This window comes from Streptomyces sp. CB02261 (genome assembly GCF_001905665.1).
Classification (GTDB): Bacteria; Actinomycetota; Actinomycetes; order Streptomycetales; family Streptomycetaceae; genus Streptomyces.
Genome location: NZ_LIVX01000005.1, coordinates 544,649 through 558,642, shown reverse-complemented (window position 1 = coordinate 558,642; position 13,994 = coordinate 544,649). Strand labels below are relative to the sequence as shown.

Below are 13,994 nucleotides of genomic sequence, written 5' to 3'. Positions count from 1 at the left end.
GGCGGAAGTCTGTGCCGACCAGGCTTCCCGGCTCACCTATGGGTTGATCCTAGTGGTCAGGTCAGGTCGGTGAAGGTCTCCACGGCACCCGTCTTGCCGGTGACGACGATGATGTCGCCCTCCTCGACGACCGTGTCGGCGGTGGCGTGGGTGAAGTCCTCGCCGGGGCGCTTGATGCCGACGACGGTGACGCCGTACTCGCTGCGCACCCTGGACCGGCCGAGGGGCTGTCCGGTGGCGGCCTTGGGGGCGACGGTCTTGACGAGGGCGTAGTCGTCGTCGAACTCGATGAAGTCGAGCATGCGGCCGGTGACGAGGTGGGCGACGCGTTCGCCCATCTCGTGCTCGGGAAGCACGACGTGGTGCACGCCGAGGCGTTCGAGGATCTTGCCGTGCTGGCGGCTGATCGCCTTGGCCCAGATGTTGGGGACGCCGGCTTCGAGGAGGTTGGAGCTGACGAGGATGCTCGCCTCGATGTCGCTGCCGATGCCCACGACGGCGCTGGAGAAGTCGTGGACGCCGAGCTGGTTCAGGACTTCGGGGTCGGTGGAGTCGGCGACGGCGGCGTGGGTGAGGCTGTCGCTGTACTTCTGAACGAGGCGGGCGTCGGTGTCGATGCCCAGGACGTCCCAGCCCCGGCGCATCAGCTCGTTGGCCAGCGAACTGCCGAAGCGCCCGAGGCCGATGACGGCGACACGCTGGTCGCCGACGGGCCGGTGCTGCTCGGTGAGCCGCTTGCCGCGCCGCTTGCGCAGACTGTGGAGGTGGTTAGCCAATGACGGGTCGCTCCTCGGGTAGTTCGTAGCGTCGCGTGCGTTCACGCAGCGCGAGCGCGGAGACCAGGGTGATGGGGCCGATGCGTCCGATGAACATCAGGACGACGAGGATGAGCTGCCCGACGGCGGGCAGGTCGGCGGTGATGCCGGTGGACAGACCCACCGTCGCGAACGCGGACACGGCCTCGAACAGCACCGCCTCGAAGGACGCCTTGCTCACCGAGAGCAGGGCGAGGGTGGCGCTCATGACCAGCCCCACGCCGAGGAGCGCCACCGTCAGGGCCTGACGCAGCACGTGCGGGGCGAGGCGGCGTCCCAGGACGACGGAGTTCGGCTCGCCCCGCACTTCGGCGAGGATCGCGGCGGCCAGGACGGCGAAGGTGGTGACCTTGATGCCGCCCGCGGTGCCCGCGCTGCCACCGCCGATGAACATGAGCATGCACGTCAGCAGGAGGGTGGAGGCGTTCATGGCTCCGATGTCGAGGGAGTTGAAGCCCGCGGTGCGGCTCATCGCCGAGTGGAAGAAGCTGTTGAGGAACTTGCCCCAGATGTCATGCGCACCGAGCGTGTTCGGGTTGGTCCACTCCAGCAGCCCTGTGAGTACCGTGCCGACGAGCAGCAGCACCACGGTGGTGATGACGGTGAGCCTGGTGTGCAGGGTCCAGTTCTTCCGCCCGGTGGTGCGGGCGCGGTTGCGGTGGCGCAGCATCTCGAGCAGGACCGGGAAGCCGATGCCGCCCAGGATGACGGCGACGGCGATCGGCAGGGTGACCCACGGGTCCTGGGCGTAGCGGGTGAGGCTGTCCGCGTGGAGGCCGAAGCCGGCGTTGTTGAACGCGGACACCGAGTGGAAGAAGCCGAGATAGGCCGCTTCTCCGATCCCGTTTCCGTATCCGAAGCGGAACCGCAGCGCCAGGCAGGCGGCCACGGCCAGCTCGACCATCAGTGTGGTGCCGGCGACGCCGAGCAGGACGCGGCGCACGTCCCCGATGGCCAGGCTCTTCGTCTCGGCCTGCGCCGTCAGCTGCATCCGCAGCCGCAGCCGGCCCGAGACCAGCAGGGCGAGGAGTGAGGCCATGGCCATGATGCCGAAGCCGCCGACCTGGATCAGGGCCAGGATGACGCCCTCACCGAAGCCGCTCCAGTACGTGCCCGTGTCCACGACCGCGAGACCCGTCACACAGACGGCGGAGGTCGAGGTAAACAGCGCGGTCAGGACGCCGGGGGTGCCACCGTCCTCGGTGGCGAGCGGCAGCATCAACAGGACGGTGCCGATCACCACGACGCCGGCGAAGGCGAGGACCACGGTGCGGGCCGGATGCGCCGAGAAGAACGAGCGCGCACGGTGCCCTGCGACGGTGGCCACGGTTCGACGCCCTCTCTCCTGTGGATACGACACGTCTTGTGCCGGTGACGCGTCAGCGACACGCCAAGAACGGCCGCCACCCTACCCGCGCCTCTGCTGCCCGGGCGGCAGGGTGCCTACGATGCGACCACGCCGTCGTCGACCTACCGCAGCCAGGTCGCACGGGAACGGGTACGGAACTGGCGCGAGGCGCGCCTGGCCGCCTGGCCGGTCCATCACGACCGATGGCAGGTCGAGACGTCCGCCGGCCTGACGAGCGTGGTCCGGACCGGGCCCGGCCCGGAGCCGGCGCGGGGGGCGATCGTGCTGATACCCGGGACGAACGTGAACGCGGCCGTGTCCCTGGGCTTCGCGGAAGCGCTGTCGCGGAGCGGCCCGCTGATCGTCCTCGACGTCCCGGGCCAGCCCGGCCTCAGCGCCGGTGAACGCCCGCGCCGCCACCGCACGGACCGGTACGGGCGGTGGCTCACCGACATCCTGCCGCAGGTGACGTCCGAACCGGCCGTGGTCGTGGGGCATTCGCTCGGTGGCGCGATCGCCCTCGCCTCCGGCTCCGACCTGATCTCCGGCCGTCTGCTCGTGTCGACGGCCGGGCTGGTACGACTGCGGGTCGGCGCCTCCCTGCTGGGCGCGACGATGCCGGTTGCTCCGCCCCTCCGTACCGCGGGCCGAGCGGCTCGTGCGGCACAGTCGTCGCCCGGTGCGTCGGTATCGGACGAGCTCAGCCGGTGGATGGCGCTGGTGGGCAGTTCCTGCCGCAGCAGCCTCGCTCCCGCGCCCTTGCCGTCGACCGCCCTGGCGCGCGCCAGGAGCGTGCCGAACATGGTGGTGACGGGATCACACGACGTCTTCCTGCCCCCGGCCCGCCTGGGACCCGCAGCCGAGCAACGGCTCGGCACCCGTCTGCGCGTCTCGACGGCACCGGGCATCTCCTGCCGGAGGAGTCCCCCGAGCGACTCGGCGCCCTCGTGGCCGAGTTCACGGACGCGCGCAGGCGGCATTAAGAACGCGTAAAGACTGCCGGAACCAGGCAGTGAACAACGCCGCCGCCCCGTGGAACCATCCTGGAACAACGGGAGAAGCAAGGCACGGGGCAGGGGGCGCACATGGGCTGGTTTCTTGGTCTCGGCATCGCGGGTCTCGTGCTGCTCGTCCTCTCACTGGTCTTCGACGGGGTGCTGGAGGGGGCCCTCGACCCGGTCGGCGGGGGGCTTGACGGGCTTCTGTCGTTGCCGGTGATCGCCGGGTTCGTCTCGGCGCTCGGTTTCACCGGGGCGATCGTCCTCGGGACCACCGGCGCGGGGGCGGGGGTCGCCGCCGGTGCGGGCGCGGTCGCGGGGGGCGTCGTGGGGTGGGGGACCTGGCGGTTCAGCCGGGCGCTCCTCCAGGGCGGCTCCGCGCCCGCACCGCGGGAAGGGGACCTGGCCGGTACGAGTGGTTCGGTGGTGACGGCCATCCCCGTGGACGGTTACGGCGAGGTCCTGCTCCATCTCGCGGGCCAGCCGGTGAAGTACGCGGCGACGGCCGGCGTGCCCGTCGCGCGCGGCACCGAGGTGTGGGTCGACTCCGTGCTCTCCCCGACGTCCGTTTCCGTCCGGCCTGTAGAGCGCTGACCGGACGAAGGCTCACCGGTCGAAGGTCGGCCGGGCGTCGCTATCTGTCTTTTTCCTTCTGATCGAAGGGGGTTTCTTCATGAGCCCTGTCCTCACCGCTGTGGTGGGCATCGTCGTTCTTCTGGTGCTGCTCGGCCTCGTCGTCATCACCCGCTACAAGGTCGCCGGGCCCAGCGAGGCGTTCATCATCACCGGCCGTCGGGGCAAGCAGGCCACCGATCCCACCACCGGGCGGGTGTTCACCGACAACAGCGGCCAGAAGGTCGTAGTCGGCGGCGGTGTGTTCGTCGTCCCGTTCGTGCAGCAGAAGTTCACCCTCGACCTGTCCAGCCGGCACATCCCCGTCGCTGTCCGGGGCGCGGTGACGCTGCGCGGGGTTAAGGCGAACCTGGAAGGCGTCGCGATCGTCAAGGTCGGCGGCACCGAGGACTCCATCCGGGCCGCCGCCCAGCGGTTCCTGATGCAGCAGGACGGCATCGTCGGCTTCACCCAGGAGGTGCTGTCGGGCGCGCTGCGCTCCATCGTGGGCCGGATGTCGGTCGAGGACATCATCCGCGACCGCGCCGCGTTCGCGGGCCAGGTCGCGGAGGAGGCCGAGGCGAGCCTGTCGGGTCAGGGCCTGGTCCTGGACGCCTTCCAGATCCAGGACATCACCACCGAGGGCTCCTACCTGGAGGACCTCGGCCGCCCCGAGGCGGCCCGCGCCAAGCAGGAGGCCGACATCGCCGAGGCCGTGGCCCGCCGCGCCGCCGAGCAGGCCCGGCTGAAGGCGGAGGAGGAGATCGCCATCGCGCAGCGGACCCTCTACCTGAAGCAGGCCGAGATCAAGGCGCAGACCGACGAGGCCGCCGCCCAGGCCAACGCCGCAGGCCCGCTCGCCGAGGCCGACCGCCAGCAGCAGATTCTGACCGAGCAGGAGAAGGTCGCCGAGCGGCAGGCCGCCCTGACCGACCGTCAGCTGGACACCCAGGTCCGCAAGCCCGCCGACGCCGCCCGCTACCAGGCCGAGCAGGAGGCCGAGGCCCGCCGCATCGCCCTGGTCAAGCAGGCCGAGGCCGACGCCCAGCGCGCCAGGCTCACCGGTGAGGGCGAGAAGGCCCACCGCGCGGCCCTCGCCGACGCCGTACGCATCGAGGGCGAGGCCGAGGCCACCGCCATCGCCGCGCGGGGCTCCGCAGAGGCGGAGGCCATGCGGAAGAAGGCCGACGCCTACGCCCAGTACGGTGACGCCGCCGTCCTCCAGATGCTCGTCGAGGTCCTGCCGCAGATCGTCGCCAAGGCCGCCGAACCGCTGTCGGCCATCGACAAGATGACGGTCATCTCCACCGACGGGGCGAGCCAGCTGTCCCGGACGGTCGTCGACAACGTCGCCCAGGGCATGGAGCTCCTCAGCTCCACGACGGGGGTCGACCTCGCGTCCCTGCTCCAGGGCATCAGCCAGAAGAAGGCGGCCCCCGGTCCGGCGCAGCCTGTGCCGACCGGCGACGGCGCCATCGAGATCACCGACTAGGACGAGAGCAGGAGAACGCGGTGAGAACCAGCTTCACGATGCACGCAGGGGTGCAACTCGCCCTCTCCCTCGCGGGGCTTCTCGCCGCGGTCCTCGCCGCCGTCCCGTTCCTGCCCCCGTTCGCCGACGAGTGGCTCCTCCTCGGAATCGGCATCACTCTGCTGCTGCCCCTCCATCTGGCGACGCTCGCCCGCGCCATCGCCGTCGGACTCCGGGACATGCGCTTCGCGAGCAACAAGGCGAACCAGTGGCGCGCCCTGCGCGCCCTGCCTCGGCGAGTCCGTGCGGTGCTCGTGGGTGCGGGTCTCGCCGGTGCGTTCCTGGTCACCGGAGTGTTCTGGGACGACTCGGGGCTCCAACGCGTCGAGTCCGTCCGGGGGCACTACTCCGCGATCGACACCTCCGACCCCGACCGCGAGCGCGTCCCGATCAGCAGAAGCCAGTACGAGGAGCTACGCAAGAACGACCAGCGCATCGCGTTCGCGGCGTTCGGTCTCTTCGCGGCGGGCGGCGGCGGCCTGACGCTCCTCTTCGGAAAGCTGGACTCCCTGGCCGACCGGTCATGACCCCCCTCTCTCGCTGCGGCACGTCTTACAGCACCCGCCGACGCCTGTGTGGTGGCCGACCTGGGTGCCTATGTCTTCGTGCTGACGCTGCTCCCGCAGGGCGGAGACGCAAACCTCAGCACCTTCATCGCACTCTGGACTCCATTGACTGCGGCACTCGGCGCCTACCTGAGCCTGAGCCGCCGCTGTCCGCAGCAGCAGGCACCGGCGGTGAGCCCCACGCGTCCAGCAGACCTACAGGTGAGAAGCCCCGAGAAGGACAGATGCACACTGTGCCGACGCGCAACGCGAGAAGCGGCTTCCCGGAAAGCACAGGATGGTTGATCCTGTGCCTCCTGGCACAGGATGGACGGCTGCGAGCAGCGCCACCCCGTCGTGGACGCGCATCAGCGCGGGATTCGTCGCGTTCGTCTACCTCATCGCGCTGGTACGAACCCTGGCCTTCTGCACGCCGGTGGGACGCGCACCGAGGGAGAAGCGACTGACACTTGACCCGCCCGCCTGATCAGGCAGGTCCGCCTCGACACGGGGGAATCGTGAGCGCGCTACCGCACCAGGGATCCGGAGATCCACAGGACAGTGGCCACATGGTGGTCTGCGGTGACGATGCACTGGCGATCCGGCTCGCCGCCGAACTGCGCGAGGTCTACCGACAGCGGGTCGTCCTCGTCGCTCCCTCCGGTGACCACGCCGAGGAGACGGAGCCCATCGCCGTGGTGTCCCGCGCGGCGCGGCTTCTGCGCCGTCCCGACAGCCCCGGCGGCACACCCCCGCCCCCGCAGGACGTCACATCATCTTCTCCCTCGGAGGCGGCGCTGCTGCGGGCCGGGGTGGACCGGGCCGCGGCCCTGGCCCTGCTGTACGAGGACGACGAGACGAACCTGCGCGCCGCGCTCGCCGCCCGCCGCCTCAGCCCCGGCCTGCGTCTCGTGGTCCGGATGTACAACCGCAAGCTCGGGCAGCACCTGGAGGAACTCCTCGACCAGGCCGCCCTCCTGGCCGCGCCCGGGACCGACCGAGCCCTTCTCGACGCGTCCACCACGGTCCTGTCCGACGCCGACACCGCGGCCCCCGCGCTCGCCGCCACCGCCGTCGCCGGGACAAGCAAGGTCGTCCAGGCCGACGGAGTACTGCTGCGCGCCGCCGAACGCACACCGTCCGAACGCGGCGAGGCGGCGGATCCCGGCCTGTGCACCCTGGCGCTCCTGTCGTCCACCACGACCGACCCGGCGGGCGCCGAGGGCTCGGACACCAGCGGCCCCCAGGCACCCCTCCTGCTCCCCGACGACGAGGCCGTGGCGAGCGCCGCCGGACGCGGGAGCGTCGTCCTGGAGACCGTCCGGTACGCCGGCCACGCCCTCTCCTCCCGGCGCCTGGCCCGTCGGGGGGTGCCGTTGCGCGACCTCTTCTCCGCCCGCCTGCGGTGGGCACTCACCGGCATCGTCGGCTGCGTCCTCGCATTGACGCTCACCACGACACTGCTCACCGACGCCGACCCCGTGCACGCCGCGTACCTCACACTGCTCGACCTGTTCTCGATCAACGACCCCGCAGTCGAGGAGTCGACCACTCGCCAGATCCTCCAGCTCCTGACCGGCCTCGTCGGCCTCGCCCTGCTCCCCCTCCTCGTCGCCGGCGCGCTGGAGGCGCTCGGCACCTTCCGGGCCGCCGGTGCGCTGCGCCGACCGCCGCGCGGGCTGTCCGGCCATGTCGTGCTGCTGGGTCTCGGCAAGATCGGCACCCGTGTCCTGGCCCGGCTGCGGGAGCTGGACATCCCCGTCGTCTGCGTCGAGGAGGACCCCGACGCCCGTGGCATCCCGCTCGCCCGCGGCCTCGGCGTCCCCGTCGTCCTCGGCGACGTCACCGAAGAGGGCATCCTGGAGGCCGCCAAAACCCATCGGGCGCACGCCCTGCTCGCCCTGACCAGCTCCGGCACCACCAACCTGGAGGCCACGCTCTACGCCCGTACGGTCAAGCCCGACCTGCGCGTCGCGCTGCGCCTGTACGACGACGACTTCGCCACCGCCGTCCACCGCACCCTGCGCACCGCCCACCCCGACGCCCTCACCCGCAGCCGCAGCGTCACCCACCTCGCCGCACCCGCCTTCGCCGGAGCGATGATGGGCCGCCAGATCCTCGGCGCCATCCCCGTCGAACGCAAAGTGCTGCTCTTCGCCGCCCTCATCGTCGCCGGGAACCCCCAGTTCGAAGGCCGCACCGTCGCCGGCGCCTTCCGCCCCGGGGCATGGCGCGTCCTCGCCCTCGACACCGCCTCCCCCGGAGCACGCCGTCCCGACCTCGCCTCCTCACACCAGGAAGGCGACGAACCCCAGCTTCTGTGGGACCTGCACCCCGGCTACGTCCTACGCCCCGAGGACCGCGTCGTCATCGCCGCCACGCGCCGCGGCCTCGCCGAACTCCTGGACACCTCAACACAGTCTCGACCTGCAACACCGTGGCCTGGACCGCCTATCGTGCACCGGCGGGCGGACGACGGGAACGCGGCATGCTGATGCCCGGGCACAAACCGTGCTCCAGGGCATCAACTCGAAACGTCCGGCGGGTGTCAGACCCGCACCAGCGCCGCGGCGCCGAAGGAGACGTCGAACCGGTCGCACCAGATGCTCACGCTCGGGAACGTCGACCAGTCGATGTCCGGGGGCAACGGATAGTTCTGGTCCCCCTTGTTGCCCTTGAGCTTGGCGAGATTGACATACCGACCGTCGTCGAAGACGCCCCAGCCCGCCTTCCCCTCCTTCACCGGTGCATCGCTCAGCCAGACGCGGAGGTCGGGGCCGTTGCTCGTGTCGAGCCCTTCGAGACGCAGCGTGTGGCTGCCGTCGGCAAGGCGGACGACCTTCACGGAGCCGGCGGTCGAGTGCTCATGGCTGATAAAGGTGCCCCGCGCGAGGGTGACGGGATCCGCGGGCCCGCTGGGAGATCCCGCCGCGGACGAACTCGTGTCCGTCGTGGGTGACGCCACGGGCACGGTCGCGGGTGCGCCGGGCGCGGGCAGCGCTTCGTTGACTGTCTCGTCCACCCACAGGGCCCACGGTTTGAACCACACGAGTCCCGCCACCACGGCGATCGTGACGGCGATGCCCAGCCCAGCCCACAGTCTCTTCCGTCGGACGCGTTCCACAGGCTGCTCTCCTTCATGCTTCGTCGACCTCGTTTGGCGTCCAGCTAACGCGCCCCGGGGTATCCGTGGAAGACCCAGCAGGAAATAACGCCCACTTCGCCGCCACCCTGGACGCCCGCCTGGAGCAGAACGTCCCCGCGACCCGCCCCTGAGAGCGGGCGAATGCCAGGGCGCTGGGCGGCCGCTTCGCCGTGCGGTCCAGCTTTGCCGCAGCCCGTCATCGGCTTCTCCCAGCGCCACCGGGAGAGCTGCGGATCGGCGTACTGCGGGGGCTGCGCCGGTTGTCCAAGAGCCTGGCCCGCCAGCCCCGGTCCGACGATGAGGGCCGTCCACCAGGCAACGACGGAGCAGGCCGGAATCCATATGCCTCGAAGCAGCTCCTCTGCACCAGCTTGTCGGCCGGTCGAGTGCCGAGCGGCGAAGGTGCATCTGCGCCTTCGCCGCCGTGTGGTCAGGTGCGGAGGTCGCGATGTTGATAGCGGATGATGCCCGCGGCAGTGGCGAGCGTGGCGGCAGCCGTCATCAATATGACCGCAGGCCAGTTGACGGGATCGCCGGGTACTGCGGCCAGGTGCGCGAACGGAGATAGCTGACCGACCCATGCCGGCCATCCGGAACTGTCGGCAATGACTTTCAGCAGGAACCCGCCTGCTGCTGGGAGCGCTCCAACGATGGCGACTGCGCGCGGGGCCCAGCCCAGGGCGAAGACACCGGCGCCGAGGCAGAGGAGGGCGATGGGCACGACGTTCCATGCGCCGGACAGCGCGGCGGTGAGGCCCAGTTCGGCACCGACGGCTTGTGTCCCGCTCCAGGTGGCGAGGCCGGCGATGGTGGTGAGAACGATGACGCCGCCGAGGGCGGCGGTGATCTCGGCGGTGAGCACTCTCGTGCGGGTGAGGGGCTGGGCAAACAGGAGGGTGAGGCGTCGGCCGGTCTCGTCGGCGGCGAGCGTGGCGAGTCGGACCGCGGCGAAGGTACCCGCCGGGACGGCCAGCAGCGCGAACAGCGTGGCGGTGTAACCCTGGACGGTGCCGAGCCCGGCGAAACCGGCCTGCGCGGCGAGATCGGCGAAGTGCGGGTTGCCGGTGAGAAAGTCCGTCATGGACACGGCCAGCACCCCGATGAGGAGGTAGTAGGCGCCGACACCGGCCGACCAGGCGACCAGTGGCCGCGCGAGCCGCCGTACGGCGAACGCCTGGACCGAACCGAGCAGCCTCATGCGCGGGGCCCGGCCGGAGGGAGCGCGCAGATAGCCGTCGCGGATGTCGCGCCGCTCTGCCGCAACCGCGGCTGCTGTGGCGAGCACCAGGCAGGCGGCGAACAAGGCGAGCAGAGGCCAGATCCGGTTCCCGTCGTAGGGGCGGGCCAGTGCCGTCAGGCCGAACGGCGAGAGCCATCGCAGCCATCCCACGGCGGCGACACCGTCGCCGACCATCCGCAGCAGCATGCTGATGCCGAGCACAGCAACCGCCGCGCCGCTGGCCGAGGCCCGGGTCGCGAACACCTGGGCGGTCATCGCGCCCACCGCGGCGAAGAACGCTCCACACAAGGCCAGCCCGGCACTGTGCACGGCTGCGCCACCCGCGGCGACACCCGCTGCGGTCAGGCCGGCGAATGCTGCCGTGCCCGCGAGGAGCGACGCCGCGATCAGGACGGCGAGGTGGCGTGCCACCACGGTGGTGACCGGCAGTCGCCCTGCGAGCAGGACGTCCCACCGGCCGGCGTCCTCCTCGCCCCGGGTGATCCGCGTTGCGGCGAGCAGGGCCCACACGGCCAGCACGACCGCCAAGGCCGTCCCGGTGCGCCACACGGCGAACCCGCCGGCGTCGTGCAGAGCGATCGGTTCGCCGAACAGGGTGCGGATCGCCGGGTTCCCCGCCAGCGCCTCCAGGGCTGCGGCATCCGCAGGGTCCTTGACTGTGCTGCGGTGGGCGGCGACCGCCACCGCCGACATCCCGGCCACCACAGCGGTCACAACGAGCGCGCCGCGTCCAATCTGGCGCAGAGCCAGAGCTGTCACCGCCCGCCCCGCCGCTTGACCCGGGCCGGTCTGCTCGGGCGGCGCGTCGACGGCGGTCACCGCTGCGTCCCGCCGTAGTAGCCGAGGAAGATTTCCTCCAGCGAGGGTTCGCGCACCGCGAGGCTGACCACGTCCGCCTCCGCCAGCTTCTGCAGCGCGGGCCCCGGCGGGCCGGTGAACGTGAACCGCACCGACGCCGCGCCGGTCACCTCTACCTCCTCCACGCCGGGCACGCGGTCCAGGTCCGGTGGCATGCCGGTGAAGCTCACTGTCACTTCGGTGCGGTGCAGCCGTCGCAGTTCCGGTACGGCGGCGACGTCCACGAGCTGTCCGGCGCGCAGGATCGCCACCTTGTCGCAGACGGCCTCGACCTCGGCGAGCTGGTGGGAGCTGAGGAACACAGTCTGGCCGCTATCCCGGGCCTCGCGGACCGCGTGACGGAACTCGCGTTCCATCAGCGGATCCAGGCCGCTGGTCGGCTCGTCCAGTACGAGCAAGGGTGCCCGGGTAGCGAACGCGGCTACCAGTGCCACCTTCTGGCGGGTGCCCGTGGAGTACGCGCGGCCCGGCTTGGACAGGTCGAGGTCGAACCGCTCGACCAGCTCATCCCGGTAGAGCCGGTCAGTTCCCGGGCCCGTGCGGGCCAGCAGCTCCAGCATCTCTGCGCCGGTCAGCTGTGGCCACAGAGCCACGTCGGCCGGTACGTACGCCAGGCGCCGGTGCGTCATGGCGACGTTGGCCGCGTCGGCGCCGAAGATCGATGCCCGGCCGCTGGTAGGGCGGGCCAGTCCCAGCAGCAGCCGGATGGTGGTGGACTTGCCGGCGCCATTGGGGCCGAGGAAGCCGAACACCTCACCGGCCGGGACGCTCAAGTCCAGCCCGTCCAGTGCCAGGACACGGCCGTAGCGTTTGGTCAGGGATTGCGTACGGAGGACGGGCGAGACCATGAGGGCCTCCAAGATGGCGCGGCGGGCACAGGGCCCCTAATCGCCGACCAGACTTCCCGGCACACCGCTGGTGAACATACTCGCGCCGGACCACCCCGGACAAGGCGTAGAACTTAACGAGTCCGCTGACTCCCGCCGTGCGGGACGCGAGACCGCTCCTTGGCCGCTAGCACGCTGTCCGGCCGCCCGGCCGAGCCGTCCACCGTCTTCGTATCCAGTCACCGGTCTCGCCGACCGCGACCCGGACAGCGGCGGATGCGGCGCACCCGGCAAGTGGTACGCGGTGGCCGCGGCCGACCTCGTAGGACCTTTGGAAGGGGGAGGACGCCAGGGGGTGTTGCGTGTTGGAGGGCGTACGCGGGCGTCGGCGGCATCCGCTACTGGAATGTGCGACGGCCAGGTTCAAGGACGTGGTTCTGGTGCGGCCGCTGCTCGGAGTCCATCGCTGGCCGACTCTGCACGGCCGTGGCCTATGGCCGCGCGCTCCCCCGGCGAACACGGACATCGTGGTAGACGTACATGGCGATAGTCACCGCCGTCACCAGATAGAAGAGCCACAGGCCATAGACGACTTGATGGACTCTGCCGTCATAATAGGGCGGGTCGGTCACGGCCTGGTAGCCGAGGCACACCGCGATGAGCACCGCTGCGCCATAGCCCGCCAGCCTCGTCGGCACCCGAGAGCTCAGGACGAGCAGCATGACCGCTACCAGCAGCGCCGCTATCCCGACGCCGGCTCCGACGGTAGTCAGGGCTCCCCAGGCTCGTAAGTTCCACTCGAAGAAGTCCTCTTCCTCCGCATAGACGATCTGTTTGCCGAACGCCCTGACAACGGTGTCGTTCCAGCCTGTCCTGTAAGCGGGCTGGAACAGGACGATCGTGTGCAGCGCCAGCAGTACCGTCGGCGCAACCAGCCGTTGCCGCCACTCCTTTCTCGTGGACGGCACGTGCCGCGATGTCGTGGGCGTCTCGGACGCGCGCAGCAGCGGGGCGCACTCGGCGGCGGAGGGCCGCTGCTCGGGACGTGCAGCGGTCATCCGGGTAAGCAGGGACAGTACGGGCTCGCGAATGGAGGATTGGACCTGGGGCATGAGCTGCGTGACGGGCAGTCGGTGGCCGGTGAGCTTCTCGACTAGGACGATCCCTAGCGCGTAGACGTCCGAAGCCGGTGTGGCGGCACGGCCTTGGAGCTGTTCGGGGGCCATGTAGCCGCGGGTTCCGAAGTATTTTCCGGTGGTGGTGGCTGTGCGGGTGAGTGAGGCGTCGTCCCGGGCTATACCGAAGTCCATCAGCACGGTGCGCCCGTCGGCACAGATCATGATGTCGGCGGGCTTGATGTCCCGGTGTACAACCTTCGCCGCGTGAACGTGCGCGAGAACGTCCGCCAAGCGCGCCCCGGTCTCCACGATCGAGTCCACGTGCGAGAATTCCCAGGTGGCGCCGTCCAGTAACTCCATCACGAGGTAGGGCAGAGACTGACCGTCGTGGTCAGCCGTTCCGGCGTCGTGAACGGTCACGACGCTGCCGTGGCGGAGCGAGGCGAGCGTGCGAGCCTCACGCGCGAACCGCTGAGCCGTCTCTGGGTACTGCATGACGCCGGTGACGAACTTGATGGCGACCCGCCGGCCGAGGGTACGGTCCGTCGCTTCCCAGACCTCGCCCAAGCCGCCCCTGCCCAGGAGGCGTTCCACGCGGTAGCGGCTCCCGACGGCCATGCCCTTGCGCACCCAACCCCCTGGCGTCACCCGAGTCGATGAGGTGACCAATCTAGAGCAGTTCGCCACGACTGCGTAGGGACTCAAGGCCAGCAGTCCACTCACGACTAGATGCTCCGCCATAGAAGCCGAAACGGTTGGGTTCGCTGTCAAACGCCTCGATTGGATGAGAAAGGACAAAGGAGTCGGGGCCCGCGTCGTTGTGCGGCCACCGCCGCTCAGCGCGGGATCGTCCAGCCGGTGCGCGGGTCGAGCTCAAGCACCTTGTGGTGACAGTTCGCCCCGCAGATGCCTCGGCGATGCGGTGGTTGACGGGGGCGGGGAGAAGCCTCCCGAGGC

General features: G+C 70.5%; 11 protein-coding genes. 5 read left to right on the top strand and 6 right to left on the bottom strand.

Annotated features, from left to right (window positions below; all coding sequences use genetic code 11):
* Nucleotides 1-56 precede the first annotated feature (56 nt).
* The gene (locus AMK29_RS20075) at nt 57-776 is read right to left on the bottom strand and encodes a potassium channel family protein (RefSeq protein ID WP_079196990.1); all 720 of its coding nucleotides are present in this window, start codon (nt 774-776) and stop codon (nt 57-59) included.
* Nucleotides 769-2,142, bottom strand: a complete 1,374-nt coding sequence (locus AMK29_RS20070) for a TrkH family potassium uptake protein (protein ID WP_073814645.1) — start codon at nt 2,140-2,142, stop codon at nt 769-771. The genes AMK29_RS20075 and AMK29_RS20070 overlap by 8 nt, the downstream gene beginning before the upstream one ends.
* 303 nt (nt 2,143-2,445) lie before the next feature.
* Between AMK29_RS20070 and AMK29_RS20065 the strand changes: the two genes are divergently transcribed.
* From AMK29_RS20065 to AMK29_RS20045, 5 genes are all read left to right on the top strand, one after another.
* A complete protein-coding gene (locus AMK29_RS20065) occupies nt 2,446-3,156 on the top strand; it encodes an alpha/beta hydrolase (protein WP_158071337.1) in 711 nt (236 codons plus the stop codon).
* Nucleotides 3,157-3,248: 92 nt separating this feature from the next.
* A complete protein-coding gene (locus AMK29_RS20060; RefSeq protein ID WP_073814643.1) occupies nt 3,249-3,755 on the top strand; it encodes a hypothetical protein in 507 nt (168 codons plus the stop codon).
* Nucleotides 3,756-3,834: 79 nt separating this feature from the next.
* Nucleotides 3,835-5,265 (top strand): flotillin family protein, encoded by a 1,431-nt coding sequence (locus tag AMK29_RS20055; RefSeq protein WP_073814641.1) that lies wholly within the window; start codon nt 3,835-3,837, stop codon nt 5,263-5,265.
* A 20-nt stretch (nt 5,266-5,285) separates the two neighbouring features.
* Nucleotides 5,286-5,831: a hypothetical protein gene (locus AMK29_RS20050; protein ID WP_143202924.1), complete on the top strand. Its 546-nt coding sequence runs from the start codon at nt 5,286-5,288 to the stop codon at nt 5,829-5,831.
* A gap of 587 nt (nt 5,832-6,418) precedes the next feature.
* Nucleotides 6,419-8,344 (top strand): potassium channel family protein, encoded by a 1,926-nt coding sequence (locus AMK29_RS20045; RefSeq protein WP_079196988.1) that lies wholly within the window; start codon nt 6,419-6,421, stop codon nt 8,342-8,344.
* Between the two features lie 53 nt (nt 8,345-8,397).
* Here AMK29_RS20045 and AMK29_RS37255 read toward each other — a convergent pair whose 3' ends face one another.
* From AMK29_RS37255 to AMK29_RS20025, 4 genes are all read right to left on the bottom strand, one after another.
* The gene (locus tag AMK29_RS37255; RefSeq protein WP_073814638.1) at nt 8,398-8,973 is read right to left on the bottom strand and encodes a DM13 domain-containing protein; all 576 of its coding nucleotides are present in this window, start codon (nt 8,971-8,973) and stop codon (nt 8,398-8,400) included.
* Between the two features lie 451 nt (nt 8,974-9,424).
* Nucleotides 9,425-11,053, bottom strand: a complete 1,629-nt coding sequence (locus AMK29_RS20035; RefSeq protein ID WP_073814637.1) for an ABC transporter permease — start codon at nt 11,051-11,053, stop codon at nt 9,425-9,427.
* Complete coding sequence (locus AMK29_RS20030) at nt 11,050-11,940, bottom strand: ABC transporter ATP-binding protein (protein ID WP_073814635.1); 891 nt, start codon at nt 11,938-11,940, stop codon at nt 11,050-11,052. Before AMK29_RS20030 ends, AMK29_RS20035 begins: the two co-directional genes overlap by 4 nt.
* Before the next feature lie 470 nt (nt 11,941-12,410).
* On the bottom strand, nt 12,411-13,631 hold the full coding sequence (locus tag AMK29_RS20025) for a serine/threonine-protein kinase (RefSeq protein ID WP_158071336.1): 1,221 nt from the start codon (nt 13,629-13,631) through the stop codon (nt 12,411-12,413).
* Nucleotides 13,632-13,994 lie beyond the last annotated feature (363 nt).

Coding starts and splice junctions, on each gene's coding strand:
- AMK29_RS20060 (WP_073814643.1), top strand. CDS start 3,249: ATGGGCTGGTTTCTTGGTCTCGGCATCGCGGGTCTCGTGCTGCTCGTC.
- AMK29_RS20055 (WP_073814641.1), top strand. CDS start 3,835: ATGAGCCCTGTCCTCACCGCTGTGGTGGGCATCGTCGTTCTTCTGGTG.
- AMK29_RS20045 (WP_079196988.1), top strand. CDS start 6,419: ATGGTGGTCTGCGGTGACGATGCACTGGCGATCCGGCTCGCCGCCGAA.
- AMK29_RS20030 (WP_073814635.1), bottom strand. CDS start 11,940: ATGGTCTCGCCCGTCCTCCGTACGCAATCCCTGACCAAACGCTACGGC.